Annotated in this window: 21 protein-coding genes; 11 read left to right on the forward strand and 10 right to left on the reverse strand. The window is 69.0% G+C overall.

The features are described 5' to 3' along the window. Nucleotides 1–1,100 precede the first annotated feature (1,100 nt). The 3 genes from QE392_RS03590 (at nt 1,101) to QE392_RS03600 (ending at nt 3,426) form a co-directional block, all read left to right on the forward strand. Nucleotides 1,101–2,027: a ParA family protein gene (locus QE392_RS03590; RefSeq protein ID WP_307448020.1), complete on the forward strand. Its 927-nt coding sequence runs from the start codon at nt 1,101–1,103 to the stop codon at nt 2,025–2,027. After that, complete coding sequence (locus QE392_RS03595) at nt 2,027–3,004, forward strand: ParB/RepB/Spo0J family partition protein (protein ID WP_307448023.1); 978 nt, start codon at nt 2,027–2,029, stop codon at nt 3,002–3,004. Before QE392_RS03590 ends, QE392_RS03595 begins: the two co-directional genes overlap by 1 nt. 74 nt (nt 3,005–3,078) lie before the next feature. Continuing rightward, entirely contained in the window at nt 3,079–3,426 is a 348-nt protein-coding gene (locus tag QE392_RS03600; protein WP_373426433.1) for a tryptophan synthase subunit alpha, read from the forward strand. A gap of 216 nt (nt 3,427–3,642) precedes the next feature. Here the strand turns inward: QE392_RS03600 and trxA are convergent, their stop codons facing one another. The 4 genes from trxA to QE392_RS03620 form a co-directional block, all read right to left on the reverse strand. Next, complete coding sequence (gene trxA, locus QE392_RS03605; RefSeq protein WP_307448028.1) at nt 3,643–3,966, reverse strand: thioredoxin; 324 nt, start codon at nt 3,964–3,966, stop codon at nt 3,643–3,645. Between the two features lie 62 nt (nt 3,967–4,028). Further along, nucleotides 4,029–5,015: a thioredoxin-disulfide reductase gene (gene trxB / locus QE392_RS03610; RefSeq protein WP_307448031.1), complete on the reverse strand. Its 987-nt coding sequence runs from the start codon at nt 5,013–5,015 to the stop codon at nt 4,029–4,031. A gap of 73 nt (nt 5,016–5,088) precedes the next feature. Beyond that, nucleotides 5,089–6,708 (reverse strand): murein biosynthesis integral membrane protein MurJ, encoded by a 1,620-nt coding sequence (murJ, locus tag QE392_RS03615; protein ID WP_307448034.1) that lies wholly within the window; start codon nt 6,706–6,708, stop codon nt 5,089–5,091. Further along, nucleotides 6,705–8,930: a DUF6049 family protein gene (locus tag QE392_RS03620; RefSeq protein WP_307448037.1), complete on the reverse strand. Its 2,226-nt coding sequence runs from the start codon at nt 8,928–8,930 to the stop codon at nt 6,705–6,707. The genes murJ and QE392_RS03620 overlap by 4 nt, the downstream gene beginning before the upstream one ends. A 101-nt stretch (nt 8,931–9,031) precedes the next feature. Here QE392_RS03620 and QE392_RS03625 point away from each other — a divergent pair, with 101 nt between their 5' ends. Both QE392_RS03625 and QE392_RS03630 read left to right on the forward strand, forming a co-directional pair. Then, nucleotides 9,032–10,543 (forward strand): DUF7059 domain-containing protein, encoded by a 1,512-nt coding sequence (locus QE392_RS03625; protein WP_307448040.1) that lies wholly within the window; start codon nt 9,032–9,034, stop codon nt 10,541–10,543. A 90-nt stretch (nt 10,544–10,633) separates the two neighbouring features. After that, nucleotides 10,634–12,061 carry a CCA tRNA nucleotidyltransferase gene (locus QE392_RS03630; protein ID WP_307448042.1) on the forward strand — a complete coding sequence of 476 codons (1,428 nt, stop codon included), beginning with the start codon at nt 10,634–10,636 and terminating at the stop codon, nt 12,059–12,061. A gap of 242 nt (nt 12,062–12,303) precedes the next feature. Here the strand turns inward: QE392_RS03630 and QE392_RS03635 are convergent, their stop codons facing one another. Then, complete coding sequence (locus tag QE392_RS03635; protein ID WP_307448045.1) at nt 12,304–13,410, reverse strand: hypothetical protein; 1,107 nt, start codon at nt 13,408–13,410, stop codon at nt 12,304–12,306. Further along, nucleotides 13,407–13,766, reverse strand: coding sequence for a PadR family transcriptional regulator (locus tag QE392_RS03640; RefSeq protein WP_307448048.1), 360 nt, complete (start codon nt 13,764–13,766; stop codon nt 13,407–13,409). The genes QE392_RS03635 and QE392_RS03640 overlap by 4 nt, the downstream gene beginning before the upstream one ends. A gap of 232 nt (nt 13,767–13,998) precedes the next feature. On the opposite strand from QE392_RS03640, the gene QE392_RS03645 reads away from it, so the two are divergent. The 4 genes from QE392_RS03645 to QE392_RS03660 all read left to right on the forward strand — a co-directional run bounded on the left by QE392_RS03645 (nt 13,999) and on the right by QE392_RS03660 (nt 18,732). Continuing rightward, nucleotides 13,999–15,285, forward strand: a complete 1,287-nt coding sequence (locus QE392_RS03645) for a GAF domain-containing protein (RefSeq protein ID WP_307448050.1) — start codon at nt 13,999–14,001, stop codon at nt 15,283–15,285. A 129-nt stretch (nt 15,286–15,414) separates the two neighbouring features. Then, on the forward strand, nt 15,415–15,939 hold the full coding sequence (locus tag QE392_RS03650) for a hypothetical protein (protein WP_307448052.1): 525 nt from the start codon (nt 15,415–15,417) through the stop codon (nt 15,937–15,939). A 483-nt stretch (nt 15,940–16,422) separates the two neighbouring features. Then, a complete protein-coding gene (gene exaC / locus QE392_RS03655; protein WP_307448055.1) occupies nt 16,423–17,973 on the forward strand; it encodes an acetaldehyde dehydrogenase ExaC in 1,551 nt (516 codons plus the stop codon). Between the two features lie 366 nt (nt 17,974–18,339). After that, entirely contained in the window at nt 18,340–18,732 is a 393-nt protein-coding gene (locus QE392_RS03660) for a DUF779 domain-containing protein (RefSeq protein WP_307448059.1), read from the forward strand. A 488-nt stretch (nt 18,733–19,220) separates the two neighbouring features. Here QE392_RS03660 and QE392_RS03665 read toward each other — a convergent pair whose 3' ends face one another. From QE392_RS03665 to QE392_RS03680, 4 genes are all read right to left on the reverse strand, one after another. Next, nucleotides 19,221–19,631: a hypothetical protein gene (locus QE392_RS03665; protein ID WP_307448062.1), complete on the reverse strand. Its 411-nt coding sequence runs from the start codon at nt 19,629–19,631 to the stop codon at nt 19,221–19,223. A gap of 109 nt (nt 19,632–19,740) precedes the next feature. After that, nucleotides 19,741–21,612, reverse strand: a complete 1,872-nt coding sequence (locus QE392_RS03670) for an alpha/beta hydrolase (protein WP_307448065.1) — start codon at nt 21,610–21,612, stop codon at nt 19,741–19,743. Beyond that, nucleotides 21,609–21,962, reverse strand: coding sequence for a DUF6507 family protein (locus tag QE392_RS03675; RefSeq protein ID WP_307448068.1), 354 nt, complete (start codon nt 21,960–21,962; stop codon nt 21,609–21,611). The genes QE392_RS03670 and QE392_RS03675 overlap by 4 nt, the downstream gene beginning before the upstream one ends. A gap of 97 nt (nt 21,963–22,059) precedes the next feature. Next, entirely contained in the window at nt 22,060–22,890 is an 831-nt protein-coding gene (locus tag QE392_RS03680) for a class I SAM-dependent methyltransferase (RefSeq protein WP_307448070.1), read from the reverse strand. A 145-nt stretch (nt 22,891–23,035) separates the two neighbouring features. Between QE392_RS03680 and QE392_RS03685 the strand changes: the two genes are divergently transcribed. Continuing rightward, nucleotides 23,036–23,977, forward strand: a complete 942-nt coding sequence (locus tag QE392_RS03685; RefSeq protein WP_307448074.1) for an ATP-grasp domain-containing protein — start codon at nt 23,036–23,038, stop codon at nt 23,975–23,977. After that, a complete protein-coding gene (locus QE392_RS03690; protein WP_307448077.1) occupies nt 23,970–25,280 on the forward strand; it encodes an O-acetylhomoserine aminocarboxypropyltransferase/cysteine synthase family protein in 1,311 nt (436 codons plus the stop codon). Before QE392_RS03685 ends, QE392_RS03690 begins: the two co-directional genes overlap by 8 nt. Nucleotides 25,281–25,445 lie beyond the last annotated feature (165 nt).

Genomic DNA, 25,445 nt, shown 5'->3' on the forward strand with positions numbered 1-25,445 from the left:
GCGCCCCCGGGTCTGAAGATGCTGGGACTCCGCGTCGAATCGAGTGCCGAACCAGCTCGGCTTGATCTCTTGGGAGCCGACCGGAACGGGCCGCTGTCCCGCCACGGTGGGATGAAGGTCCCGCTGACATCACCCGGGCGGAGTGCGGAACGGCACGCTTGTAGTGCCCGAGAACTGACAGGCGGCGTTTCACGTGAAACGTGCCGCTCACCACGCCAATGGACTGGCGGTTATCCGAGATGAATCTCACTGCGCGGTCGATACCGGCCCGCCGGTCGTGGTGAGGCGCTGAGACTCGTGTTCCGCTCCGAACCCGACAGGGCGGGCGCGGGAAGAAGAGGCAGCGTGGAAAGAACCGCAACCGAACGCGCCGCACTTGCCGCCACCGTTCAGCGCGCTGCCCGGATCACCCGAACGGCGGTCATAGGCGGAGGGTTCAGCGCGGCGATGGGCGCACCCTTAACTGATGACAGCGACTGGTCTGAATGAAGACCAGTACGGTTCTGGGAACGAGCAGTAAGCCCACTGAAACTCGATCGCGCCGCACTTCGCATTTCATCGAAGATCTGCCGCGGCCATCGTGGGTGGTTTCGACGGCGAACGGGAGCCGCGAGGGCACGGCCCACGCGCAAGACCGTAGACCACGTGCTTCTGAATTGGCACGAACGACAGAGACGATTCCCCGCCCCGAGGACCGGTTTGCTGAAGGTGGAGCTCGGCCGCCCCGTTTCACGTGAAACATCCGACGCACCGTCGCGAACCGTCAGGATCTGCACCCACACCGGCTACCGTGAAGGAACCCGGCGCATTAAGGAAAGAAGGGATCCGTCGCGGGTTGCCGAGCGCCGACGATGTCGGAGGACTGCAGCGGCCGTCGGTGAGGTGGACACCGTCGGAATCTGTCAGCTCACCTGTCGCAGGCGACGAGGCGGCAACGCGGGCGCTGCTGCAGCGTCCGCGCTTCGTGTGCGGCGCCACCGCCCGCGCTGCGGCCCGAGTCGGCTGGAACAGGCGGCCCCTCCGCGTCGCGCTCCCCTGGCGCGGTCGGCGGGTGATGTCGGATCCCGCGGGTAGACTGAGCGAGTTGGCGACGGTGAGAGGTGTTTCACGTGAAACAGTCCGGTGAGGCGTCATCCTCGTTTTCGCTCGATGACTCCCCCATCGCCCGTGAGATCGCCGATCTGTCCGCGCGACGACGCGCGCTCGAGGCGGTCGAGGTCGAGCTCAGCGGACGAACACGCATCCTGACCGTGTCCAATCAGAAGGGCGGGGTCGGTAAGACGACGACAGCGGTGAACATGGCCGCAGCGCTCGCGTCGATCGGTGCTCGCGTGCTGGTGATCGATCTCGATCCGCAGGGGAATGCGTCCACAGCGCTCGGCGTCGCACACCACGCGGATACCCCCAGCATCTACGACGTGCTCATCAATGAGGTTCCCCTCGTCGACATCGTCCAGACGAGCCCGGAAAGCCCCCGGCTTCTGTGTGCGCCCAGCACCATCCACCTCGCCGGCGCGGAGATCGAACTCGTTTCGCAGGTCGCACGTGAGCACCGCCTCCGCGGCGCCCTCCGCGACTACCTCGCCATCGAGGACAACCATCTCGACTTCGTCATCATCGATTGCCCTCCGTCACTCGGCTTGCTGACGATCAACGCGTTCACCGCAGCGGACGAGGTCATGATCCCGATCCAGTGCGAGTACTACGCGCTGGAGGGTCTCAGTCAGCTCCTCGGCAGCGTGCAGATGATCCAGAAGCACCTCAACCCGACTCTTCATGTGTCGACGATCCTGCTCACGATGTATGACGGGCGCACGCGGCTGGCCCAGCAGGTCGCCGACGAGGTCCGGTCGCACTTCACACGTGAGGTGCTCGAGACGGTCATTCCCCGATCGGTTCGCGTGTCCGAAGCGCCGAGCTTCGGACAGACTGTCATCGCCTACGATGGCCAGTCGGCGGGCGCGATCGCCTACCGCGAAGCCGCGGTCGAGATCGTCGCTCGCGACACCACCGAGAAGGATTCCTGATGGCAAAGAGGACCGGCCTGGGCCGCGGTATTGGCGCGCTCATCCCCACCGCCGAACCGTCGGAGGCGCGACCGGTCGATGTGTTCTTCCCCGGCGGATCCGCGGCGGAGAAGACCGGGTCATCCGAGGCGGCCTCTGTGAAGGCGGTCGGAGAAGCGGACCAGCTGGTCTCCGTTCCGGGTGCGCGGCTCATTCACATCGATCCGGCATCCATCGTGCCGAACCCACGGCAGCCGAGAACCAATTTCGACGCCGACGATCTCGCTGAACTCGTGCATTCCGTCCGCGAGTTCGGCGTCCTTCAACCTGTGGTCGTGCGCGACAAGGGCGACGGGACGTATGAACTCATCATGGGCGAGCGGCGCACACGCGCGTCGCGAGAGGCGGGTCTCGAGAGCATTCCGGCCGTCGTCCGCGAAACGGACGACGAGTACCTGCTCCGCGACGCGCTGCTCGAGAACCTGCACCGCTCCCAGCTGAATCCGCTTGAAGAGGCGTCGGCATATCAGCAGCTGCTCGAAGACTTCGGCATCACGCAGGAGGAGCTCGCAACGAGGATCGGCCGCTCACGGCCTCAGATCAGCAACACCATTCGACTCCTGAAGCTGCCGGTCCCCGTGCAGCAGCGCGTTGCGGCGGGCGTCCTCAGTGCCGGACACGCGCGCGCCATCCTCTCTTTGAACGACCCTCGCGAGATGCAGAAGCTCGCGGACAAGATCGTCAACGAGGACCTCTCCGTCCGCGCAGCGGAGGCGGCGGCGAAGATGCCCGGTGTGGTGCCCGTACGCCAGAAGCCGCGGTCCGGCACCCGTCAGGCCGGCCTCGACCAGGTCGCGGAGAGGCTCGGCGACCGGTTCGACACGAAGGTCCGCGTGTCTTTGAACGCGAAAAAAGGCCAGATCAGCATCGATTTCGCATCAATTCAGGACCTGAACCGCATCTTGTCGACGCTGGGGGAAGAGGCCTACACGGGCTGACGCTCCCTGAGGCGATAGATGCGAGAACGCGCTCGACGGGTCCGCGGGTAGGCCGCTCGACGTACGCTGGAATGGTGACAGCGAACGACGACACCATCCGCCGCCGTGCCAGCCTCGAGCTGTTGCGCGCCGAGGCGTCCGACGAGCTGGCGGTCCTCATCCACGAACGCCTGCGCGGCGGTGAGGACCCGTGGGACTTCATGGAAGACCTGCCGAGCGTCGATGAACTGGTCGTCCTGACGCTCCGCGCGGAGAACATCGCCGAGAACGGTGGCCAGCGTCCGAACCGTTCGCGCAATTATCGGGTGCTGAGGCAGATCTCCCTCGACTATCCCCCTCTGACGCGAGCGGTGTGGCGCATTCTGGGCGACGAGGAGCCCCACCGACGGTGGGACGCCAGCGTCCGTCTTGACGCGTCCTGAGGGCCGTCCTGAGGGCTGTCACCGGCTGACTTCCTCGATCTGCGTACGGTCGGTCGGAGCCGACCTGCGATTCGGGGCCATGAACGCCACACGCGGCCTCGCTCGCGCGGCGTGGACCACTGACGTACCGATACCGCGCGATCGCGGCCGGGGCTCGGCATCCGGATACACGAAAGTCCCGGATCCGTTCGGACCCGGGACTTTCGTGAAGACGTGTCAGCCGATGAACGGCGCGAGGTCCTGCTCGAGCGCGAACTTGGGCTTGGCGCCGATGATGGTCGTCTTGACCTCGCCGCCCTGGAACACCTTCATCGCGGGAATCGAGGTGATCTGGTACTTCATCGCGAGGTCCGGGTTCTCGTCGACGTTGAGCTTGAGGATCGTGATCTTGCCCGCGTTCTCGTTCTGGATCTCGTCGAGCACGGGAGCGACCATGCGACAGGGGCCGCACCACTCGGCCCAGAAGTCCACGAGCACGGGGCCGTCAGCCTGCAGGACGTCCTGCTCGAACGTGGCGGAGGTCGTCGCCTTGGCAGTCATTGCATTTCTCCTTAGATGGAAGCGTCAGTAGATGAAAACGCCGGTGAGCGCGGTTTTGTTCCTCAGACGACCGCGGCGTCGGGGAGGCCCTCGATGGGGCTTTCCGACACGGCGGGTTCGCCGGCCTCGCCGCGGGCGGCGAGGAAGTGCTCCACGTCGAGGGCGGCGACGGTGCCGCTGCCCGCGGCGGTGATGGCCTGGCGGTAGGTGGGGTCGATCACGTCGCCGGCGGCGAAGACGCCTTCGACCGACGTGCGAGAGGACCGGCCGTCCACCCAGATGGTGCCCTGGTCCGTGAGCTGCAGCTTGTCGTGCACGAGGTGCGTGCGCGGATCGTTGCCGATCGCCACGAACAGACCGTCCAGGGGCAGCTCGCGCGTCGTGTCGTCCACGGTCGACCGCAGACGCACACCGTTGACGGCGTCGTCACCGAGGATCTCGTCGACCGCGCTGTTCCAGATGAACTCGATCTTGGGATTGGCGAAGGCGCGCTCCTGCATGATCTTCGAAGCGCGCAGCGAGTCCTTGCGGTGGATGACGTACACCTTGGAGGCGAACTTCGTCAGGAAGTTGGCCTCTTCCATGGCGGAATCGCCTCCGCCGACGACCGCGATGGTGCGGTCACGGAAGAAGAAGCCGTCGCACGTGGCGCACCACGACACCCCACGGCCGGAGAGGCGTTCTTCGCCCTCGAGGCCGAGCTTGCGGTACGCAGAGCCGGTGGCGTAGATGATCGACACGGCCTCTTCGACCTTGCCGCTGCCGAGGGTGACCGTCTTGACGGGGCCGTCCAGCTGGAGCGAGACGACGTCGTCGTAGAGCACCTGCGCGCCGAAACGCTCGGCCTGGGCCTGCATCTTGGCCATGAGGTCGGGACCCTGGATGCCGTCCGGGAAGCCCGGGAAGTTCTCGACCTCGGTCGTGTTCATGAGGTCGCCGCCGGCTTCGACGGAACTCGCGACGACGAGGGGCTCGAGATTGGCTCGGGCGGCGTAGATGGCTGCCGTATAGCCGGCCGGGCCCGATCCGATGATGATGACGTGACGCACGGTTGCGCCTTCCTCTCGTTGATTCCGTCGGATGAAACCCATGCTAGCCGTGGGCTATTCCACGGCCGCGGGGTCAGCGCTTGGGGAGGAACCGCCGACCGAGTGCGAGCGCGGGCTCGAGCTCAGGCGCTCTCAGGAGGGCCAGGATGCCGAGGTACACCGCGAGCACGACCGAGCCGATCAAGGCCGCTCCGACGGCACCGCCCAGCTCGCTGTCGGAGATCCACCCCTCCGTTCCTCCGCAGACCAGAACGACGGCCCAACCGGCGCCGGCAGCGGGAAGGGCGACGAGGGCGAATCGTCCGAGAGGGACCACCCACTCGCGGAACCCGATGCCGCCGAGACGACGGTGGAGGATGACGGTGGCGATGACCAACTGCACGATGCTGGCGAAGGACTGCCCCAGTGCGATCGCTGCTGCGAGTTGTCCGATCGGGATGATGCCGGCGGCGAGGAGCTGGCCGGCACCGATCGCCGTCACAACGACGAGGACCCCCTGCACGAGAGTGAAGAAGAACGGGGTGCGCGTGTCGTTGAAGGCGTAGAACGTGCGTTGGACGACGAAGAGCACCGCGAGCGGGAGGAGGCACGTGAGGAAGCACAGCAGCACGGGAGCTGCGGCGAGAGCCTCACCCGAGGTGTTGGTGAACACGCGCGACGCGGGCACGGCAGCCACCGCGAGAGCGGCGGTCGCGGCGACGATGAAGAGGCCGAGCACGCGGATGCTGCTCACGATGTCGGCCCGCACATCGTCGTCGCGACCGGCTGCGGCATGCTCGCTGAGGCGTGTGAAATACGGCGTCCCGATCGAGAGCACGATGACCGAGTAGGGCAGCATGAACACCAGCCAGGCGTTCTGCGTGGCCAGAACGGCGGGTCCGTCTCCCGTGGCCTGCCACAGCACGCGCGACTGCACGATGCCCGCGAGCTGGCCGACGATGACCATCAGGAAGGTCCAGCCCGCCAGGCGGCCGATGTTGCGCAGGCCCACACCTCGCCAGTGGAAGTCGGGGCGGAGCTGCAGGCCCGCGCGGCGCCAGAAGACCAGCAGCACCACGGTCTGCAGCACGATGCCGCCGGTGGTGATGCCGCCGAGGAGGCCGATCATGAGCGGTGTCCACTGGCTCACCGCAGGGTTCGGCCCGCCGAAGACCCAGAGGAACCCGGCGAAGCCGACGATGGACACGACATTGTTCACGATCGGCGCCCACGTGTAGGGCCCGAAGACGTTGCGCGCGTTGAGGATCTCGCCGAGCAGGGAGTACAGCCCGTAGAAGAAGATCTGCGGCAGACACCAATAGGCGAACGCGGTCGCCAGGGCGATCTGATCGGGCGACGCGTCCGCCGAGGTGTACAGGGCGACGATCAACGGTGCAGCGATCATGGCGATCGCGGTGACGACCAGGAGGATCAGGGTGCCCAGCGTGAACAACTTCGACACGAATGCCCGGCCACCGTCGTCATGCGCCGCCGCCTTGACGATCTGCGGCACGATGACCGCGGTGAGCACGCCGGTGGAGATGACCGCGTAGATGTTGTTCGGCAGCGAGTTGGCCAGACCGAACGCGTCGCCCGCGAAACTCTCGACCGAGCCGACGATGCCGACCAGCACCACGATCCGCAGCAGGCCGGTCACCCGCGAGACGATCGTGCCGGCGCCGATGAGCACACTCGCCCGTCCGATACTGCTCACGGTCGTGTCTCCTGCTCGATGTGGGGGGTGTCGATCGCGTCTTCGGCGTCGCCTTCGGCGTGGCCGCGGCCGTCGGCATCCGGGTCCTTGATCCCGATCCCGTCCACCGGGGCATCGGCATCCTGAGTCGAGGCCGACTCCGCACCGGCGCGGACACGGCGGCGGCGCGCGACCGTACGCCAGACGCCCAGACTGAGGAAGCCGATCACGAGCGCGACGATGACGACGAGCCCGATGCTCTCCCATTCGGCCCGCACCTCGACGTCGACGCGCTGGGGCGCTCCGACCGGCTCGCCGGTGGGGCTGTACAGCTGAAGGTCGACGGCGACCTCGCCGTTGGCGATCCGCGCTTCGACGGGCACCTCCACGCGCGTGTTCGCGGCTGCCTGCGCCTCGACCGTGGTGCGGTCCTGGACGCGGAGTCGCGCGTCGTTCGGACGGGCGGCGAGGACGACGGTCACCGGCCACGGCAGATCGTTGCGCACCCACGGCCGAAGCGGTGCACTGGAGCTGACGAGACGGAAGTCGGAGGAGAGGATGCCGACGGAGCCCAGCGTCGTCTGCGTGCCGGCGCGGTGGTCGGCGACGGCCGAGCGCGCGGCATCCCCCGTCCACGAGACGCTGATGACCTGCAGGAGTTCGGCGCGCTCGCGGCCGGTGAGAAGCTCCGGCTGCGCGAGGATCGTGGCGAATCGGTCGACGGCCTGCTCGTCGGCGAGCAGTTCGCCCACCTCGGCGACGCGGGAGGAGTCGACGGACGGCGCGGCGAGCGAAATCTCGGATGCCGGTCGACTCGCGACGGCGTCGAGTGTCGATCCGACGAAGCCCGGCGCGGCCGAGACGAGGCCGAGGGCTGCGCGCAGGCTCACTCGGGAGCGGTCGGTGCCGCGGTCGAGGACCGCGAGAACGGGCTGGTCGCCGGCAGCGGCGCGTGCGACAGCCAGGTAGCCCTGGGCGGCGGCGAGGGAGGCACCCCGTCGCGTCGTGTCGTTCTCCCCCGCGGCGGCGGTCAGCGCGCGTGACACCTCGGCGTCGTACACCGGGGTCGACACCCCTCCCACCGCGCCCGTGGCGGGACGCGCCCCGGAGACGTTCGACGAAGCCAGCAGCACGCGAGTGGGCTCTTCGGGGGTGCCGGAGGCGCCCAGAGCGGCCACCGTCTCGGGCCCCGCCGAGCCTGTGGCCGGCCAGAACACATTCGATCGGGCGGTGCCGATGTCGAGCAGCGTCGACAGCGATGGGTACGTGGGGTGTCCCGGGCTCGACGAGGCGGCAGGCTCCGGACTCGACACGGCCGAGACCGCCGGTGCGGGCCGCGTGAAGTCGGCTTCGACCATGTACGACTGCAACGAGGTCGGGCCCAGCGGGGCGCCGAGACCCGCCTGCACCTGGGCGGCCACGTCCGAATCGCCGTACGTGAGGGCGAAGCGGTCGTTGGGCAGGGCGAGCAGGCGCTGCAACCACGCGACGGCGGTGGGCGGGGCGGCGGAGCCGAGTACGCGGATGGCCGCCGGGATGGCCGGGTCGACCGCCAGGGTGGCCGTAGTGCCGTCGACGGCGTCGAGCTGCGCCGACAGGGCGCCGTCAACCGCCGTGAGCTCCGCGAGCTCATTGCCGGTGAGCAGACCCCGCGTCATGGGTGCTGCCGTGATGGGGACCACGAGGGCGATCGGTGTCGCGGTGCCGTCAGCGGGGACGACCACGACACTGGATGCCGTCCGACCCCCCGCCGCGACCAGCACCGGGTAGACCCCTGCGGGGCGTGCGGCCAACGTCGGGTCGGTGGGCGGAAGGGTCACGGTGGTGGAGGCCTGCGCGCCCGGGTCGGCGGCATCCACGGATCCGACGGCGACCTGCTGCATCGTCTGGCCCGTGGCGTCGCCGTCGAGCCAGCGGTCGAGGGCGACGTCGTCGCCGAGTGGTGCCGAGCCGATTGAGAGGGCGACAGGGGTCGCCGACGTGGCGGTGGAACCCGCCGACAGGGTGACGACGACCGAGAGGGGGTCACCGGGGCGCAGGATGCCGTTCGCCGCCGGGGCGGCCGAAAGCACTGACGGGGTGGTGTCGCCCGCGGGCGTCGGGTCGGGGGTCGCGGCGACCGCGGCAGCGGAGGGCAGCACGACACCGAGCACGAGGGCACCGGCGGCGAGGGTCGCCAGGAGTCGGCGCGCGAGAGGGCGCCGCAGCACGGGTGGGCCCGGAGGCGGGGAAGTCACGGTCATACGAACGTCGGGTGGCACGAGGGGGCCTCGCATCGCGACGAGTCTAGGCCCGAGTCCCTTCACGCCCGCCGATAGCCTCGCCCAGACGGTTGAATGGACCGGTGCTCCCCGAACCGGACCCCCGACTCTGTCACGCGCTCTCCCTCGATCTGCGAGGCGCCGGCTACGCGAGTGCCGCGCTCCGCGATGCCTGGGGAACGGAGGCCGACGACGCCGTGGCCCGGGGCCTGCGTCGCCCGGCCGAACGTGCTCTCGCGAACCGGACGGATGCGCTCGCCGTGCTGGGTCGGCTGTGGGCGCTCGGCCTCGCGGTGAGCCGCGCGCAGGCGGAATCGGCTCTCCCCACGGTGGGCGTGGACGGCGCGGTGGCCCTCGGGCTCGCGCGCGTCGACGGTGACGATCTGCATCCCGAGGTGCTCGTGCGCCCGCAGGCGTTCGCCGACGACAGCGGCGAGGTCGAATGGTGGATCGCGAGCGACCTCGATGAGGCCGCGTTGCAGGGCCCGCTCCCCGAGGACCACGTGCTCGGCGTCGGCGGAGCGTCGCAGACGCTGGCCCGCCTGCAGCTGACGCGCCCGGCGCGGACGGCCCTCGACATCGGAACCGGATGCGGCATCCAGGCGCTGCGCCTGCGTCGTCTGGTCGCGCACGTCGTCGCGACCGACATCTCCCAGCGCGCCCTGCGCTTCACGCGGCTGAACGCGCTGGTGAACGGCGTCGACGGGATCGAGACACGGCACGGGTCGCTCTTCGAACCGGTCGCCGGCGAGACCTTCGACCGGGTGGCATCCAACCCCCCGTTCGTCATCACGCCCCGCGTCGAGGGGGTGCCGGCATACGAGTACCGCGACGGCGGGCTGGAGGGCGACGCGCTCGTGGCCGCCGTCGTCGCGGGCGTCGGCGCGCACCTCTCCCCCGGCGGTGTCGCCCAGTCGCTCGGCAACTGGGAATACCGCGCGGACGAGTCGGGACTCGACCGGGTGCGCTCCTGGGTCGGCGACGACATGGACGTCTGGGTGATCGAGCGCGAGGTGCTCGACCCCCTCGCGTATGCGGAGCTGTGGGTGCGCGACGGCGGCACCGTGCCCGGCACACCCGCCTACGCGCGGCTCATCGATGCGTGGCTCGAGGACTTCGCCCGTCGGGGCGTGACGGGCATCGGGTTCGGATACGTGCTGTTGCGGAAGCCCCTGGCCGGCGGCCCGACGCTGGCGCGGTACGAGCGCGTCGCGGGCGGCGGGGAGGCCGCCTTCGGACCGCACCTGGCCGCGTGCCTGGCCGCACACGACCGCGCGGCGCTCCTCGACGACGACGATCTGTCGACCAGCGTGCTGCAGGTCGCGCCCGATGTCACCGAGGCGCGGCACCATCGGCCGGGCGAGGCCGATCCGTCGGTCATCGAGCTGCACCAGGGCGGCGGGTTCGCGCGGCGCATCGAGGTGGACCCGGCGCTCGCGGCGCTCGTGGGCGCGTGCGACGGCGACCTGGCCGTGGGACCGCTCATCGACGCGATCGCGCAGTTGATGGAAGTGGATGCCGCGCACCTCCGCGCCGATCTGCTGCCTCGCGTGCGCGAGTTGCTGGTGACGGGGTTCCTCGCGTTCGCGGACTGAAGACGCCTGGCCTCGGCCCACCGGCTTCAGGGCCTCCGCGGGGGCGGAGGCTGAAAAGCGCTGTCGGCGCCCCCGGATAGGCTCGAAGGCATGCTGAACATGGCGGAGGGTCTCGCGCGCCTCGAGGAGCTCGCCGCGCACCCCGTGGTCGTCACCGTCGCCCTTGCGTTCGCCGAAGCGGGGCGGGATCTCGCGATCGTGGGCGGCCCCGTGCGCGACGCGCTGCTGGGCCGCACCACCCACGACTTCGACTTCACCACCGACGCCCGCCCCGACGAGATCCTCGCGCTCGTCAAGCCCGTCTCGTCGACCCAGTGGGACGTCGGCCGCGCCTTCGGCACCATCGGTGCCCGCGTGAAGGGGGAGCAGGTCGAGATCACGACGTTCCGCGCCGACAGCTACGACGGTGTGACGCGCAAGCCCACCGTGGAGTTCGGCGACACACTGGAGGCCGACCTGTCCCGCCGCGACTTCACCGTCAACGCGATGGCCCTGCGCGTACCCGCCCGTCAGCTCGTCGACCCCACGGGCGGCGTCGAAGACCTCATCGCCGGGCGCCTGCGGACCCCGATCGACCCCGCGGTCAGCTTCGGCGACGATCCCTTGCGCATGCTGCGCGCGGCGCGCTTCTCGTCGCAGCTCGACTTCGCCGTCGACCCCGAGACGCTCGAGGCCGTGGCGGAGTTGCGTGCGTCTCTGGCGATCGTCAGCCCCGAGCGTGTGCAGGCCGAGCTCGTGCGCCTGTTGCAGACCGACGACCCGGTCCGCGGCATCCGCGTGCTCGTCGAGACCGGTCTGATCGAGGAGTTCCTCCCCGAAGTACCGGCGCTGCGCCTCGAGGTCGACGAGCACCACCACCACAAAGACGTCTACGAGCACTCCCTCACCGTGCTGCGACAGGCGATCGCGCTCGAGAAGAGCCGGCATCCGGATGCCGCCCCCGACGTGCCCCTGCGCCTGGCCGCATTGCTGCACGACATCGGCAAACCCGCCACCCGGCGCCTCGAAGACGGCGGCGGCGTCACGTTCCACCACCACGACGTCAAGGGCGCGCGCATGGCCCGCAAGCGCCTGCAGGCGCTTCGGTTCGATGCGGCGACCATCACGGTCGTCGCACGGCTCGTCGAGCTGCACCTGCGCTTCTTCGGGTACGCCGAGGGCGCGTGGACGGATGCCGCGGTGCGCCGCTACGTGCGCGACGCCGGCGACGAGCTCGAACGCCTGCACATCCTGACGCGCGCCGACGTGACGACGCGCAACAAGCGCAAGGCTCAGCGCCTGGCATCCGCCTACGACGACATCGAGGCCCGTATCGCCGCCCTGCGCGAGCAGGAGGAGATCGACGCGATCCGCCCTGAACTCGACGGCAACCGCATCCAGGAGGTGTTGGGGCTCACGCCCGGCCGCGAGGTCGGCGAGGCGTACCGCTTCCTGCTCGACCTGCGCCTCGACGAGGGCGTGGTGGGCGAGGAGGTCGCCGAGCAGCGCCTGCGCGAGTGGTGGGCCGCGCGGGACTGAGGAGGGCCGTGCGGCCCTCGGGTCGTCGTCCGTGGCCCCGGGGCGCGATCGGTGGCCTCGGGGCGGCGAGGGCGTGCGGATACGACGTCAGGGACGTGCTCCGCGTGCCCCCACACGCCGGACCACGCCCCTGACGGGTCGCGGAGGTCACTCCTCCGCATCGACCTCCCCGGGTCGCTGCGCCGCGAGCGCCGCCGTGACCAGGTGAGTGAGATCGATGCTCACGATGCGCGGCTCGTCGCTCACGGCGTGGCCGTGCCCGGAACCGTGGTCGGGGTCGGCTCGGCGGTCGGGGACGGTTCCGCGGTCGGAGTGGCGCTCGCCGTGGGCGCCGCGGCGCTCGGAAGCGGCTGGACGCGGTCGAAGGGGAACGGCAGCAGGGTGGCGTTGCGAAGGTCGTACGCCTCGTCCCAGGTCTGTTCTCCGGCCGGGATCTCGCGCAGGGGGAAGACATTCCACGCGTCGGTGCCGCCCGGGATGACGTACGGCACGGGCACGGGTCCGCCGCCCCCGGAGAAGTACGAGTCAGAGCGCTGGGTTCCCCCGTCTCGTCCGACGGTCGTGAGTGGGTCGCCGTCCTGGTCGAAGAGCTGCACCGCGGGAATCGGATTGCCGTCGGCGTCGAAGGCGTAGATGTTGCGGATCCGTTCGCCGTCGACCGAGAGGCCGGGCGTGGAGGGGGGTGCCGCCATGCTGTCGTTCGAGGATGCCCACACCATGTTCTGCAGGCTGCTGCCGAGGCCCGCGACCGTGAAGGGCGCGAGCAGGAGAGCGAAGACGGTCGCCGTCGTCCGCAGTCCGCGGACGATGGCGTTGGGTGCCCATCTGCCGCGACCCCACTGCACGCTCACTAGGAGCAGGGCGGTCATGAGCACGATGCCCGGGAACTGCACGGCACCGATCAAGTGGGCGACCGGTCCGGTCATCCAGCCATACCCCGACCACAGGAACGGGGCGATGAAGAGGTAGAGCACGACCGCGCGAAGGACCCACCACAGCGGCCGCAGGGATGTCGAAAGGTCGAGCAGCCAGGCTCCCGCGGGACTCCTGCGCACGAAGGAGCCCGTCTCGCGCCAGCCGTCGCGCACGATCTGCAGGACCGGCGTTCGCTTCCCGCCCGTCCGCACGCTGCGCTCAGGAAGTCCCGCGGCCGCACGGAGTTCTTCGGCGTAGGTCGTGGCATCCGGAAGCTCGAAGGCGTCGCCCGCCTCGGCGGCCTGATCGGACAGATCGGCTTCGAGACCGTCGAGCAGGTCGTCGACGTCGTCGGAGGGGAGGTCGTCGAGATGCGCGCGCACCGCAGCGGCGAACGCGCGGATGTCGTCGCGGACCGGCGTGGTGGTGATCATCGTGCGTCTCCGATCGTGCGCAGCTTCGTGGTGGACGTGCGGTCGTCGAGGAGCGTGGTCATCGCCGACGAGAAGTGCGCCCAGCTGTCGCGCTGCGCATCGAGCAGTTCGCGGCCCTGGGCATTGATGGCGTAGTACTTGCGGTGCGGTCCCCCGTCGGACGGGACGACGTAGCTCGACAGCGCCCCCGCGGAGTACAGCCGGCGCAGAGTCCCGTAGACCGACGCGTCCCCCACCTCGCCCAGTCCTGCATCCCGCAGGCGCCGCACGATGTCGTACCCGTACCCGTCGTCGTGCTGCACGACCGCGAGCACGGCGGCATCCAGCACCCCTTTCAACAGCTGCGTCGTATCCACGCGGCCCCCTTCGCTTGTCTGCCTCGGACAGTACCACGCGATACGCAGTAGTGCGTAGTGCGGGATGCCCGCCTTTTATCAGGGGGTCGGCAAGGTGGAGTCCACGCCTGCGGCGTCGCCGCTGACGTTCCCGGGACGCGTGTCGTGCCTGAGAACCGCATGACGCCCCCTCCCGTCCGGCGAGAGGGGGACTTACACTGAAGACTCCTCCGTCACCGTCGATGGGAAGAACGTGCCCTCTCCGTGGTCGCGACCTTCGATCTCCCCCGAGAACTCGGGCCTGATGATCGCGCGTGCCCACGACGAACTCCTCGCCGGCAATGACGATCGGCGACTCGCCGATGTGCGACCGCTCGTGCGGGAATCGTGGCGGCGGTCGTTGGCATCCCTCGTCGGCCCCGAGGGTCTGCCGACCCTCGACTTCTCCCGCGAGGAACTCGACGAGTACCGGCGACAGCATCCTCTCGCCGGCGTGATGGACATGGTGCGGGCGCTTCTCCTGCCTGGCACCGCCGAGGAGTCCGGCGTCGTCGTGGCGGTGGGCGATGCGGCGGGACGTCTGCTGTGGGTCGAGGGCGATCGGCACGTGCGCACGCTCACCGGCGGCATGGGTTTCGTGGCCGGGGCGAACTGGGCCGAGGAAGTGGTGGGCACTTCCGCACCGGGAACCGCGCTCACTCTGGGGCGTTCGGTGCAGATCCGCGGTGCGGAGCACTTCAATCGCCTGGTGCAGCCGTGGTCGTGCACCGCAGCGCCCGTGCACGACCCCGAGACGCGTCGCCTGCTCGGCATGATCGACGTCACCGGCGGACCCGAGGCCGTCACCCCGCAGGCGCAGCTGCTCGTGGATGCCACGGCCCGGGCGATCGAGAACGAGGTCCTCGTGGCGCGGCTGCGGGCGCAGTCGACCCCTCCGCCCCGGAGGGCGTCGCCGTCGCGGATGGTCTTGCACACGCTCGGCCGCGACCGGGCACTGCTGGAAGTGGGAGGGTCGGGGCTCGAACTCAGCGCTCGACACGCGGAGATCCTGACGCTGCTCGCCGTGCACCGAGAGGGCATGTCGGCCGAAGCGCTGAGCGAGGCGGTGTACGGCCACTCCGCTGTCGAGACCCTGCGGCCCGAGATGGTGCGGCTGCGGCGTGCACTCGTTCCCTTCGCACCGTCGCTGGTACCCGCATCGCGACCGTACCGTCTGCCCGACGTCATCGAGACCGATGCGCAGCACGTGCTCTCGTTGCTCGACCGGGGTGCTCATCGCGTCGCCCTCGCGGCCTGCGCGGGCCCCGTGCTCCCCCAGTCGGATGCGCCGGGCATCGTCGAGCTCCGGGAGTCGGTGCGCGCGGCCCTGCGGGAGACCCTGATGGCCGAGGCGGGCGTCGATGTGCTGCTCGCCTTCGCCGACACCGCGGACGGGCACGACGACGAGGAAGTGCTGAGGCTGTGTCTGTCGATGCTGCCCGCCCGCTCGCCCAAGCGTGCCGGACTCGTCGCGCGGATCGAGCGACTGGAGCGGGAGTGAGGGTGCGGGGCGACTTGTCGCCCCTTGCGCGTCAGGACGAGGGGCGGCTTGGCGGCGACGGCGTCCCCGGCGCGCAGTGATGGGCCGGAGCCGACCCCCGATGTCGGAGCCCCTCGTTACGCTGAACATATGGACGAAAACGCGCTGGACATCTTCTCGGCAGCTCGCGCCCGTCGCGACGTGGGGCGCATCCGCGAGGCGCTCGCCGAGGTCAAGGCGGGCGACGTCGCGCGGGTGATCGTGCGTTCTCCGCGCTATGGTCTGTACGCCCTCGAGGGCACCGTGCGCATCGGAGTCGGCGGCCAGCCGCTGGTGGGTGACGTCATCCTCGCCACCAGCGCCGAGATCCAGCGCATCGACCTCGGTATCGACGCCCCGCAACCGGCGCTCGAGGCCGACGTGGTCGACCCGTCCACGCTCCCCCACGGCACGCCCGTGCGCGTCACCTTCCTCACGCCGACGCACCAGACGTTCGCGCTGACCGGTCCCATCACGGCCGGCAACGACCGCTTCCTCCTCGTCGGTAGCTGGATCGTCGCAGACGACCGCGCCATCGCGCCGCGCGTACAGAGCATCGAGCGTCTCGACGACGTCGACCTGCACGAGGTCAACGTGCCGCCACTGCGCTCGGTGCTCGCCGACGCCGACGCGTAAAGGGCGGGTTTGGCGGCGCGGTGTTCGCTGACGCCGTCGCGGAAGGGGCGGGGTTGGTGGCGCGGTGCTCGCTGTCACTGACGCGTAGAGGGCGGGTCTGGCGGCGCGGTGCTCGCCGACGCTGACGCGTAGTGGCGGGCCCGCGGCGGCTGCGCACCCGTCGTCCGCGCCGGCAGAACGGATGCCACGGCCGCGGGGTCGTTGCATCCGTCGATCGCGGGTGAGACCGGCGTGGGTCCGCCGACGGTGCCGAGCGCGCCCGCGCCCCGGCCGCGCCGTCGCTTGGCCCTCGCCGAGATCACATGATCTCGCCGAGATCACCCGTGTTGGCGCGGAACGGCATGTGATCTCGGGCGGATCGTGTGATCTCGGCGCACGCCGCTCCACCGCGTGCAATCGGATGCAACCTCTGTCGGCGTACGGTCGCCGCATCGCCGCCCCACACTCGACCGCGGCGATTCATGACCGTCGAAGGAGACCAGCATGACCATCGTCGAAGAAGGCGTCTCGAGCGTCTACGCCGCCCCCGGCACCCGCGGATCCGTCGCCGAGTACCGCTCGCGGTACGGCCACTACATCGGCGGCGAGTGGGTCGAGCCGCACAGCGGCGAGTACTTCGAGAACATCACTCCCGTCACCGGCAAGCCGTTCTGCGAGGTCGGTCGCGGTGACGCGCACGACATCGACCGGGCGGTGGATGCCGCATGGAAGGCGTTCGCGTCGTGGAAGAAGACCACGCCCGCCGAGCGCAGCGTCATCCTGAACAAGATCGCCGACCGCATCGAGCAGAACCTCGAGAAGATCGCCGTCGCCGAGACGTGGGAGAACGGCAAGCCGGTGCGCGAGACGCTCGCCGCCGACATCCCGCTCACCGTCGACCACTTCCGCTACTTCGCCGGTGTGCTGCGGGCGCAGGAGGGCTCCCTCAGCCAGCTCGACGACAACACCGTGGCGTACCACTTCAACGAGCCCCTCGGAGTGGTCGGGCAGATCATCCCGTGGAACTTCCCCATCCTCATGGCGGCATGGAAGCTCGCTCCGGCCCTCGCCGCGGGCAACTGCGTCGTGATCAAGCCGGCCGAGCAGACCCCGGCATCCCTGCTGTTCCTGTTCGACATCATCGGCGACCTCCTGCCGGCCGGTGTCGTGAACATCGTCAACGGGTTCGGCATCGAGGCGGGGGCGCCGCTCGCACAGCACAAGCGCATCCGCAAGATCGCCTTCACCGGCGAGACCACGACCGGCCGCCTCATCATGCAGTACGCGTCGCAGAACCTCATCCCGGTGACGCTCGAGCTCGGCGGGAAGAGCCCGAACGTGTTCTTCGAGGACGTGGCTCGCACCACCGATGACGCTTACTACGACAAGGCGCTCGAGGGCTTCACGCTGTTCGCGCTGAACCAGGGCGAGGTGTGCACGTGTCCCTCGCGGGCACTCATCCAGCGGTCGATCTACGACCAGTTCCTCGGCGACGGCCTCGAGCGGGTCAAGAAGGTGCGCCAGGGCAATCCGCTCGACCCCGAGACGATGATCGGCGCGCAGGCCTCGAACGACCAGCTCGAGAAGATCCTGTCGTACATCGACATCGGCAAGGCGGGCGGCGCGAAGCTGCTCACCGGCGGTGAGCGGGTCGACCTCGGTGGTGACCTCTCGGGCGGCTACTACGTCGCACCGACGGTGTTCGAGGGCACGAACGACATGCGGATCTTCCAGGAGGAGATCTTCGGACCGGTGCTGTCGGTGACGTCGTTCGACGACTTCGACGACGCCATCTCGACCGCCAACGACACCCTGTACGGTCTCGGAGCCGGTGTCTGGAGCCGCAGTGGCGACATCGCCTACCGCGCGGGTCGGGCGATCGAGGCCGGCCGCGTCTGGACCAACACCTACCACCAGTACCCCGCGCACGCCGCGTTCGGCGGGTACAAGCAGTCGGGCATCGGCCGCGAAAACCACCTCAAGATGCTCGACCACTACCAGCAGACGAAGAACCTGCTCGTGTCGTACGCCGAAGGGGCGATGGGCTTCTTCTGATCGGCAGGGCGCCGGGGCTCGCGGGCCCCGGCGCCGCGCTCCTGCGCTCGTGGGGGCTGGCGGCACCCGGAGGCACGCTGTGCCCGCCTGATCATGTCCCACTTTGTGCGAGTTCGCCGCCGCTTTCTCGCACGAAGTGGGACACGGCTCCGGCGCGTCGTCCTCTGTCGGGGATTGCGGCACCACGTGGAGCGCCATGTCCGGGCCGTGCGCTTTCGGACTTTCGCGTCGCACGAGGTGGGACACAGTGTCCGTCCGCCGCTGAAGGCGGGGCGCCGGCGGCCGAAACGTCCCCGTTCGTGCCGGCCGGGGACACCCCGCTCGCACCGGGCGGGACATGACTACTCAGAGCAAGGAGAAGAACGGATGCCGGAGTTCTCACGCGTCGAGGTGACGGATGCCGCTGCCGCACTGCTGCGCGACCTGACGGCGAAGCACGGCCCGCTGATGTTCCATCAGTCCGGTGGCTGCTGTGACGGCAGTTCTCCCATGTGTTACCCGGTGGGGATGTTCCTCACCGGCCCGAGCGACGTGCGCCTCGGCGCGATCGACGTCGGTCTGGATGACCCGATCGAGGTCTACATGTCGGAGTCGCAGTTCGAGTACTGGAAGTTCACCCACCTCACCATCGATGTCGTGCCGGGCCGCGGCGCCGGCTTCTCGGTGGAGGGTCCGACGGGCATGCGGTTCCTCATCCGGTCGCGGATGTTGACGGAGCCGGAGGCGGTGGCGTTCGGGGTGCAGACCGTTCGCGAGTAAGGGCGGCCCGCCAGAGACGGTCGCTTATGAAGGCGGTGAGGGCGAAAGCCGTCACGAGGACCGGTACCGACAGCACAGCTCTGGGTGCGAGGCCGCCCACCAGGAAACCGATCAGCGTGATCGAAAGCCCGGCGGTGATGCTCGTCCGTGGTCGCAGCGGGTCGACGAGAAGGCCGATGCCGATGCCGATCAGAGCGACGAAGACTCCGACGATGACCGCGAGGTCGACTGTTTCGTTCATGGTGAGCACCTCCGCACGCAGTGTCGTTCGAACTGCCAGCGTGGCACGCGCGATGGCCGCGGTGTGGTGGTTTCACCCCCCAGGCTCCGCCGATTCGCCCGAGGGTAGTCGCGCGGTGTGGTCGTCGTCCCTGCAGAACCGGCCCGCGCGTTCGGCCCTTTCGCGCTCGACCACGAGCGTCGCTTCGAGCCCGTGCGCTGGGGTGGCTGCAGCGCGGCCAGCGTTGCGTGCCGCGCGCGTTCTACCCCTACGGTGCGGGTGGAGGCGGGGTGGGGAGCCCGCCGTAGTAATCGAGCGGGTTACCGGGCACGCAGATGCCGCCGAGGCTGATGGCATAGGTGGGAGACGTGGCGAAGGAGATGGCCTTGACCGGTCCCCCTGAACCGAACACGACGATGACCGGGTCGGTGACGACGCGGGAATCGATTCCGATCGACGTCCAGTAGTCCACGACGCGTTGGGCGTCGGCCGCCGGGTCGGTTCCGGGCGTGCCGGCGTATCCACCGTGACCGAAGGTGACGCCGGGGCGGTCATCGATCTGGCAATCCTGGGGGATGGGCTCGCCCTGGGCATCCCGCACCCAACCCGTGGCACCGGAGGCGGCCATGGTTCCGTCGAGCACGCTCATGGTCTGATCCCGTGCCTGTTCGGGTGTCATGTACTCGTTCTCCTCCGTCGTTGTGCAGCCCGTCATGAGTGAGGCCGCTACGGCGACCGTCACGAATGCACGTGCAACTCTCGCGCTCACAGTCCGATTCCCGGTGCTCTCATGACGTCCCTCCAGAACGGTTCTCCGGGGCTCGGGCCCTTCGGGACCGCTGGCGTTGTCCGACCACCTTGACCGGTTGTCGCGAGCGCGGCGTTACGAAGCGCTTCGGTGCCCTTGTCGAAGTACCCCCAACCCTGACCCGCCGGGACAAGAGCGCTGTGGTCGGTGACGGGATGCATTCCATTGTCACCGTCGGTGCGAAAGCTTGAGCGCCGAAGGACGGTGAGACGGGATCTATCGGGTGCGCCGGACTTGTCCTACCCGTCCAGGCCCACTGATCCCCTTGCCCGTTCTCCATCACGGGGATGACGTTCCGAGCCTGTCCTGCGTACACCGCGTTCGCTCGGATGTCGGCCGCCGAATCCACGGCGGCTGGGAGGCCAGCGGAACCGACGGCGACAAAGGCGTCCACCTCCGGTGTCTCGGGCAGGGTCAACGCGATTGCCGAGGTCGTCGTGCCGTACGAGTGGCCGATCACCGAGAGCGCCGGACCATCCGGTCGAGCGGCGACCAACCCGCTAAGAGCCCGGCTGAGCTGCAGCCCGCCTTGTTCGGCATTCGCGTCGTCGAGGACCTGGAATAGGCCCTGGCTGAGAGGGATCGGAGGCGTCTCGTAACCGATCCACGCGACGACCGCGTTTCTCGTCACCGGGGACACGCGCGATTGTTCGTCGAGGATATTCTGCGCAGCAGCTGCCCAGCCCGTCATGTCCTTCGTCGTCGTCCCCATTCCAGGAACGGCGTAAGCGACATTCGTAGCATCGTCGAGGTCGCCAATCGACACGGCGGCTAACGGAGGATCGTCCGATGTGAGCGAAACGAGAGACCGCGGGGCTCGGTTCGGTGGGGATGCCAGGGCCACCTCGATGTTCAGAAGGTTGTCCAGCCGCTCTCGCAGGATCTTCAGTCGAGAATCACGCCCCCCACCCGCTCCGCCGACGGGGTTCCACGCGGGATCGTCTCTCTTACGCTCCGCTTCCAGCGCCTCTCGGGCTGCTGCGATCGCGTGCGTCAACGCCAGTCGATTCGCATCGTCGCGCGACGCATAGTCGACTCCCTCGAGGTTTCCGACGATGAGCGGCGCTCCTGAGATGAGAGCGTCGGCACGCGCGCTATCGAGGGTCCGCCACCAGGCGGCAACGTCCGAGGCCCCCGGTGGATGGGCTCGAAGCATCCGCTCCCAGTCGGGGTGTTCACGCAGGAGCTCCGCGACGGCGTCCATGTCGCTATCGGCGAGACGCTGAAGGATTTTCATCGAAACCGTCGCGCAGAAAGCGGCGCTCTTCTGACCCCACGTCAGCGATGGAATTCTCGGAGAACTCGACGTCCATGTCATCGGCGAGACCCCGTCGGCGTCGCCTATCCGACTGAGGTCGCGCTCGCACTCCTCCAGCGCAGCGAAGACGAGTGCGCGCAGGCTCGCGCATCGTTCCTGCAATTCCGCGTTCTGCGAGAACCCGTAGGGACCCCATCCCGCCAGAGGATCACTCGGGTCGTCGCGGGAGCCGGTCTCGCTTCTGCGATACGCCAGGACGGTGGCGCGGTGGGCGGCGATATCGCTGATGAGCTGAGTGCGCGTCCACTCCAGCGCCGCCAGCGTCTCAGCCAGCGTGCTCAGAGCGAGGGATGCCGTTACGGAGGTGTCCCTGAAGTCGGTGGCCGCCGCAGCCGTTGGCTGCATCGCGCTCACGGCGCGGCCGGTGTCAGGGGTGTCGAAGACCTGGGGCAATGTCCGCCACCTCGCGGAGGCATCGGCGACGCACGCGAACACCGTGCGTCCTGACGACGCCATGGCGTCTGCGGCAGCGATGAGAGCAGCCGGGTCGACAGGAAGGTCGGGGACGGCGCCGACATCGATGAGGGCGCTCAAAAGACGACCGATCCGGAGCCGCGTCTGTAGGAGGTCTCAGCGGTACTTTTCGCCACGGCATCCGTCTGCACCGCCATCTCGTCGTCGCCCGCGATGTAGGCGAGCGTGGCGTCTTGCACTCTCCGAGCGACATCACCCGCGTACGACGCCATGCCGGGACCGCTCCGGCGGCGGGTCGAGAAGACCGACACCAGGACCTTCCTGACGTCGGAAGCGTCGGGGCGGAGTGAGGCGATGGCGTCGTCGACCGCGATCAACGTCTGCGCGACGGCCTCGATGACGTCATCGAGGTGCGCCGAGACATCGGACATGACGTCTGCGACGCCGGTGGCATCCACGGAATATCGCATGCGACACACCCTAGGGAAGCTGGGCAGGCCGGGAGGGCGGGGTGTGGATAACTCCACCCTCCCGGGAAACGGAATCACCCCATCGGTGCGCAGGGCCTCATGCCGGCTTCGATGCGCGGATCGTGTAGCTCAACGGCATGACCGAGGGTTGCGCGGCCAGCGCGTACTCGCCGTCGGGGCGCTGGGTCATGCGGCCCGGGAGGGCCTCCCACGGCACGCTGTCGTGCTCGATGAGCGCGTCGAGGCGGAGGTCCTGGTCGAGCAGGGCGGTGACGATCTCGCCGAGGCCCCGGTTCCACTCGTATGTGCGGGTCGACGTCAGTGGCGCGGAGACCTCGACGTAGGTGCTCTCGTCATCCCACTCGAGGGGCGTGCTCTGCTCGAAGTAGGGAAAAGCCAGCGACAGACCGGGGAGCGTCTCGTTCATGGACCACAGGATCGGATGCCCCTCGCGAAGATGCAGCGTGCCCCCGGGAGCCAGCAGATCGGCCACGATGCCCGCCCATTCCGTGATCGAGGGCAGCCAGCACAGCGCGCCGATACCGGTGTAGACGATGTCGAACGTTCCGCGGGGCAGCACCTTCGCGGCATCCCGGACGTCGGCCTGCACGTAGTCGATGTCGGCACCGGCCTCGTCAGCCAGACGGCGAGCCTCGACGACGGCGTTCTCGGAGAAGTCGAGGCCGGTCACCCGCGCACCCAGGCGCGCCAGCGAGAGGGTGTCGGTGCCGATGTGACACTGCAGGTGCACGGTACGCCGACCGGCAATGTCGCCGAGCAGTGGCAGGTCGAAGCGGACGACGTCGGAGAGCGCGTCCGCGTCGGCGACATAGCGCTGCACTCCGTAGCCCGAGCCGTCGCGGGCCGCATGGAGCGTCGCACGCTCGTCCCAGTTGGCGCGGTTCGCATCGATGTAGTCGGAGGTCATGGCATCCCTTCCCGCTGGCACAGCCTTGACACGATACAGAGTCCGGATGCCGAGCACCGTCTGCCCGAGCACGGATCGCCGGCGACGTGACCCTACGTGACAGCCCGTTCATCTCGATGTCGGAGGCTCGCGTTAGCCTGGCGGCATGTCGGGCAAGATCTATGTCATCCACGAGAACCCCCAGTGGATTCCGCCGTTCGCCGCGGCGTTCGAAGCCGAGGGGGTGCCGTTCGAAGAATGGCTGCTCACCGACGGATCGATCGACCTCGCGGTCGAGCCGCCCGAAGGCGTGTTCTGGTCGCGCCTGAGCGCCTCCGCGCACACGCGCGACCACGCGCACAGCAAGGAGTTCGGGCGTGCGGTCCTCCGCTGGCTCTCGTCCTGGGGCCGCACGGTCATCAACGGCGCCGACGTGCTCGAGCTCGAGGTGAGCAAGGTCGCGCAGCACGCGGCGCTGCGTCACGCCGGCATAGACGTGCCCCGCACGGTCGCCGTCTTCGGCACCGACGTCCTCGTCGCCACGGCCGAGGACTTCGGCGCACCCTTCATCAGCAAGCACAACCAGGGCGGCAAGGGTCTGGGTGTTCGCCGGTGGGATTCGCTCGCCGAGTTCGCCGAGTGGGTCCACTCCCCCGCCTTCGAGCCCTCTCCCGACGGCATCACGCTGCTGCAGGAGCTGCTGGTCGCCAAGGCCCCGTTCGTCACCCGCGCCGAGTTCGTGGCCGGTGAATTCGTGTACGCCGTGCGCGTCGACACCAGCGCCGGCAGCTTCGAGCTGTGCCCGGCGGAGGCGTGCGCGCTGCCCGGCGCCGATGGCGTCGAGCCCGAGCCGCTGTTCCGGCGTCGCGACGACGTCGACCAGGCCCTCATCGACGGCTACCTGGCGTTCCTCGCGGCGGAGGGCATCGGGATCGCGGGTATCGAGTTCATCGAGACGCGCGACGGTCGGACGGTCACGTACGACGTCAACACCAACACCAACTACAACCCCGACGTCGAGGCCACCGCTCCGCGCTCCGGACCGCGGGAGATCGCCCGCTGGCTCGGCTCGCTGCTGCCGCGAGAGGTCGTGAATTCGCGTGGTTGAGCCCGCAGCGCCCTACTCCGACTGGGACGGTTTCGGTTTCGCCACGCGCCAGGTGCACGCCGGCGAGGTCGAAGATCTCACGCACGGGTCTCGCATCACGCCGGTGCATCTGTCGGCTGCCTACCGGTTCGCGTCGTTTCAAGAGGCGACGGATCGCTTCGCGGCTGCCGACCTCGGTCACCTCTACTCACGCAACCTGAACCCCACCAACCAGGTCGCCGAGCGCCGGCTCGCATCGCTCGAGGGTGGTTCGGGCGCGCTCGTCGTGGGATCGGGCCAGGCGGCGATCACCATGGCGCTGCTGGGCCTCGCCGGAACCGGCGAGCACATCGTCTCGACGGCCAGCATCTACAGCGGCACGCGCGTGCTCTTCGACCGCACCTTCGCCCGCATGGGCGTGACGGTCGAGTACGTCTGGGACCCGCTCGACGAAGCCGAGTGGGACGCGCTGATCCGTCCCGAGACGAAGGCAATCTTCACCGAGACGCTGCCCAACCCGAAGAACGACATCGTCGACATCGCCGCGGTGGCTCGCGTCGCCCAGCGACACGGTCTCCCCCTCGTCGTCGACAACACCATTGCGACCCCGTTCCTCATCCGCCCGATCGAACAGGGTGCCGACATCGTCGTGCACTCCGCGACCAAATTCCTGTCGGGGCATGGAGCGAACCTCGCCGGGGCGGTGGTCGATGGCGGAACGTTCGACTGGGCGGCATCCGATCGCCCCTACCGTGGGCTGACCGAGACGCCCATCGCCGAGCACGCGTCGCTGGTCGACGCATTCGGCGACCGCGCGTTCGAGCTCTACCTGCGATTCGGCATCGCCAACGACACCGGCCCCGCTCTCTCGCCGTTGAATGGCTTCCTGTTGCAGCAAGGCATGGAGACGCTGTCGGTCCGCATGCGCCAGCACCTCGCCAGCGCGCGGACGATCGCCGAATGGCTCGAGGGCCAGGATGCCGTCGAGAGCGTCGACTACGCCGGACTCCCGTCGCACCCGCAGCACAACCTCGCGGTCCGCGACTACGGCGGACTCTCGGGCTCGGTGTTCTCCTTCACCGTGCGCGGTGGACGGGACGGTGCCGAACGCTTCTTCAACGCGCTGCGCCTGTTCAGCCGCATGACGAACATCGGCGACACACGTTCGATGGCGCTGCACCCCGCGACGACGACGCACCTCGGCTTCACACAGGAAACCCGCGACCGCCTGGGTATCGGCGACGGTCTCATCCGTCTCTCGATCGGTCTCGAGGATGCCGAAGACCTCATCGCCGACCTCGAGCAGGCGCTCCGCGCGGTGTAGGCGCGCGATAGGCGGTATAGGCGCGCGATCGGTCGAGAACGGCCGTTCGCGCGTCGTGCGGTGATCCTGGGCGCCGTTCGGGGTCGTTTGGCGTCGAGTGTCCAAGACACGCCGCGTGCCACCGGGCACTTGCGGCGTGTTGTGGACACTCGACAGGTTGCGTAG

This window comes from Microbacterium proteolyticum, assembly GCF_030818075.1.
In the GTDB taxonomy this organism is placed as follows: domain Bacteria; phylum Actinomycetota; class Actinomycetes; order Actinomycetales; family Microbacteriaceae; genus Microbacterium; species Microbacterium proteolyticum_A.

Bases quoted from the DNA above. Each gene is read 5' to 3' on its own strand.
- QE392_RS03595 (WP_307448023.1), top strand. From the start codon at position 2,027: ATGGCAAAGAGGACCGGCCTGGGCCGCGGTATTGGCGCGCTCATCCCC.
- trxA (WP_307448028.1), bottom strand. From the start codon at position 3,966: ATGACTGCCAAGGCGACGACCTCCGCCACGTTCGAGCAGGACGTCCTG.
- QE392_RS03620 (WP_307448037.1), bottom strand. From the start codon at position 8,930: ATGACCGTGACTTCCCCGCCTCCGGGCCCACCCGTGCTGCGGCGCCCT.
- QE392_RS03630 (WP_307448042.1), top strand. From the start codon at position 10,634: ATGCTGAACATGGCGGAGGGTCTCGCGCGCCTCGAGGAGCTCGCCGCG.
- QE392_RS03635 (WP_307448045.1), bottom strand. From the start codon at position 13,410: ATGATCACCACCACGCCGGTCCGCGACGACATCCGCGCGTTCGCCGCT.
- QE392_RS03650 (WP_307448052.1), top strand. From the start codon at position 15,415: ATGGACGAAAACGCGCTGGACATCTTCTCGGCAGCTCGCGCCCGTCGC.
- exaC (WP_307448055.1), top strand. From the start codon at position 16,423: ATGACCATCGTCGAAGAAGGCGTCTCGAGCGTCTACGCCGCCCCCGGC.
- QE392_RS03660 (WP_307448059.1), top strand. From the start codon at position 18,340: ATGCCGGAGTTCTCACGCGTCGAGGTGACGGATGCCGCTGCCGCACTG.
- QE392_RS03665 (WP_307448062.1), bottom strand. From the start codon at position 19,631: ATGACACCCGAACAGGCACGGGATCAGACCATGAGCGTGCTCGACGGA.
- QE392_RS03675 (WP_307448068.1), bottom strand. From the start codon at position 21,962: ATGCGATATTCCGTGGATGCCACCGGCGTCGCAGACGTCATGTCCGAT.
- QE392_RS03680 (WP_307448070.1), bottom strand. From the start codon at position 22,890: ATGACCTCCGACTACATCGATGCGAACCGCGCCAACTGGGACGAGCGT.
- QE392_RS03685 (WP_307448074.1), top strand. From the start codon at position 23,036: ATGTCGGGCAAGATCTATGTCATCCACGAGAACCCCCAGTGGATTCCG.